The following is a 2,979-nucleotide window of genomic DNA, read 5'->3' on the forward strand; positions in this document are numbered from 1 at the left end:
AGTTTATACTTAACCGAAGGGAATCTTTTTAAAGTCCAATTCATTTTTAGGTCGAACCTAGTTGCCTATAGTGGGGAAGGGGATTCCGAGTTTGTTTAAAACCTACAAGGTTCATAAAACCTTGCAGGTTAGTTGAACCTAACAGGATCCACCTTTAGTTCCCCCGAAATACAAGATGGATTGCCCCGTTAGGTTGGTTATTTTCTTATTGTGTCGGTGGTGTAATGCCCAATTGGTGGAATACCACCAGATTGTCATAAAATGCATCCTCTTTTACCGCTTTGTTTTCTTTATCAAACGTCCAGACACTAAAACCATGGGTTTCTATTTTCTTATTGGTTGGTTCGTTTTCCATGAAACTTCCGGTATTCTTTCCCGTGCATGTCCAGTTGATGTATGCCGTATTCCCCACAATGACGGTTTTATCGATTTTCACTTTAAAGTCGGGAAATGCACTAAAATATACTTCCATAAAATCCCCGTAATCAGATTGTTTTTTGGCAATTGTAGTCCCATTGCCCGTTCTTATAATGTTATTGACCATATTGGCATACATTAAATCTTTGTCATTGGAGTTCCATGCTTTTGTAACATTATCTATGGTCTTTTGTATTGCTTTTTCATCTGCGGACATCGCATTGGTCCGCTCTATTTCCTGAAGCGCAAGTAGCACTTGTGTCGGATCCCACATACCGACTTCGCGTACTACTTTACCGTCTACAAACTGATACGTTAAGTGTATGGGAATGGTAACCTCTTTATTGTTCGCTGCCAAAGTACCTTTCCATTCCAACCAGCAATTTACCCAGGTTTCCCCATCGTCGGTTACTACCATTTCATATTCCGGGTCGTTATCGGTAAAACGTCTACTGGAATAGATCTCATCATTCGCTTTATGGTATGCCATGGTTTCCTCCGGTGACATGAATTTGTCTTTAGAACTAGAATTAAAGAACGTTTTTGCAGTGTCTGCGTAGATACTTGTATCATACACTTTATCGTTGTAATTCTTAATGGCCGTTTTAACAATATCGATTTCCTTCGATTGTTGGGTATACCGTTTTTCTTGGTTTTCGCATGCTGTGAATAGGACTAGGACAAGTCCTAATAAAATGTATTTTTTCATGATTTTGTTTTTGTTTGGTTCATACAAGAATAAAAACCTCGATCGGTTTTAAAACCCATCAGGGTATGTTTGGTCATTATTTAGGTGCGTAACCCATATCTGGTCGCATTCTGCCTTCAAAAGCTTCATATTTTTCTAAGCTGCTTATAAAATCCGAATAGGCATTTTGCCATTCTTCGCCCATTAATTCATTGTTCGCCGCGATTTTGCCAGCATAATCAGCTTCGTCCTTGGCGGCAATCGCTACCATATAAAAAGCACCACGGGTACCGAAACCGCTGCGATATAACCTATAATCCAGTTTTGACCCTTTGCTTTCGAATAAATTCTTAATGGCTTTCACTTTTTTATTGACTTCGGCCCTGTTACTGGGAGTATAATGGTAGTAATGAAATTTCCTATACTCTTGTCCTTCCGGTGTTTGGGTGATACCGCCCGGCATATAAGAAAGTTCCTTGTCTAGATGTATGACGTAATTTTGCTCTATATCATAGCATTTATCCATTCTGTCGAACAAGTCACCCATTTTTTCCTCGCCCATTTTTTCTGACAATGTTTTGAATATAGGTTTCTCGATATCCGCCATACCGTTAATAGGACTTACCCATAAATACCTATTATCCGCCGTATTGCTTACGATAACATTAAATTCCTGGATATTGTATTTTTTCATGTTGTCGGTAAGTTCTTTACAAATGCTCTCGTATTGGCCTATCATCGAGGGTTTTACAACATCTTCGTGTACCCAATACGCTTGGGAACTTCCGTTTTGGGCTTTTAGAACACCCATGAATAGAATCAAGATCAATGTACTTAGGAATGTCAATTTTTGTGTTCTCATTTTTCTGTGAATTTTGGTTATTACTCTTTTATAGTTGCCTATTGGATTAGATTTTCACGAGATCATCCAATGATTTAGTCTACGATTGGGGGTATTAAAGTAAACCCCATTTGCTGTAAAAATGCCAGTTCATTGTAATAGGTCTTTTCGGTTGAAATTTTACCCGATGGGTCAAAGGTGAATTCGGAATAACCACTTACAACAACGTGTTTGCCCGTGGCGATCGATTCGCCAAAAGTGCCTGTATTGGTCCCTTCAAAGGTCCATTGGGTGAACAGTTGATTATTTTTGATAGTGCAATGATCAATTGAAATTTCTAAATCAGGAAAGCCGTTAAAATAAATATTCAAATTGGCCTCTAGTTCATTCAGGTTTTTAGCAACCTTTATTCCGTTGAGCTCCCTACTGTAATTTTCAATCGATATCGATCTTAAACTATCCATATTTTTCCGATTCCAGCCTTGTGCTATATAAATGTCGAAGTTTTTGGACATGGTATTTTCAAGGGCGATTTTATCTTCATTGGCATCATGCTCCTTGCAACTCGTGCCTAGGAACACCATCATTATCAAAACTATTCCCATTCTTCCCATAACCCTCAATGTTAGTGTTATTAACCCTTTAGCACCACAAGCGAATACTTTTCTCTAACTAAAGAATACAATTACCCCCTGGAATGAAAGTAAGTAGGGATGAAATGGCTGAAAAACTGTCCGAACCCCCATTTTTAATTATCAAAGATTTATTTATAAAATGTTGTATATTTAACAAACTCATTTCCCACGGTGACAATATTCCTGAAATGAGAAGTCGGATTCTGATTACTATCTTCATATCGACCTTTTCTTTATTGAATGGTTTTATTGGCATGTCCCAAATAGTGGACCTGGAACGCGAAAAACCTTACAAAAAGGTTTTTATGGAAACTGATAATTTCGGTGCTTCGTATTTGGACATCCTAGAAGAGGCCTACCCGTTGATCAAAACTGATACCATTCAGTACTCCATGCTC

General features: G+C 38.2%; 3 protein-coding genes and 1 pseudogene. 1 reads left to right on the forward strand and 3 read right to left on the reverse strand.

Features of this window, described 5'->3' with window-relative positions; all coding sequences use genetic code 11:
- Nucleotides 1–205: 205 nt before the first annotated feature.
- From WBM98_RS14885 to WBM98_RS14895, 3 genes are all read right to left on the reverse strand, one after another.
- A complete protein-coding gene (locus tag WBM98_RS14885) occupies nt 206–1,126 on the reverse strand; it encodes an ester cyclase (protein WP_424366817.1) in 921 nt (306 codons plus the stop codon).
- A gap of 76 nt (nt 1,127–1,202) precedes the next feature.
- On the reverse strand, nt 1,203–1,967 hold the full coding sequence (locus tag WBM98_RS14890) for a hypothetical protein (RefSeq protein WP_424366818.1): 765 nt from the start codon (nt 1,965–1,967) through the stop codon (nt 1,203–1,205).
- A 74-nt stretch (nt 1,968–2,041) separates the two neighbouring features.
- On the reverse strand, nt 2,042–2,560 hold the full coding sequence (locus WBM98_RS14895; protein WP_424366819.1) for an ester cyclase: 519 nt from the start codon (nt 2,558–2,560) through the stop codon (nt 2,042–2,044).
- Nucleotides 2,561–2,643: 83 nt separating this feature from the next.
- On the opposite strand from WBM98_RS14895, the pseudogene WBM98_RS14900 reads away from it, so the two are divergent.
- Nucleotides 2,644–2,979, forward strand: a pseudogene (locus tag WBM98_RS14900) (hypothetical protein); the annotation flags it as partial.

The sequence above is a fragment of the Maribacter sp. genome, assembly GCF_049667165.1.
Taxonomy (GTDB): Bacteria; Bacteroidota; Bacteroidia; order Flavobacteriales; family Flavobacteriaceae; genus Maribacter_A.

What these genes read in the sequence shown, in the direction of transcription:
- WBM98_RS14890 (WP_424366818.1), bottom strand. Translation starts at nt 1,967, where the DNA reads ATGAGAACACAAAAATTGACATTCCTAAGTACATTGATCTTGATTCTA.
- WBM98_RS14885 (WP_424366817.1), bottom strand. Translation starts at nt 1,126, where the DNA reads ATGAAAAAATACATTTTATTAGGACTTGTCCTAGTCCTATTCACAGCA.
- WBM98_RS14895 (WP_424366819.1), bottom strand. Translation starts at nt 2,560, where the DNA reads ATGGGAAGAATGGGAATAGTTTTGATAATGATGGTGTTCCTAGGCACG.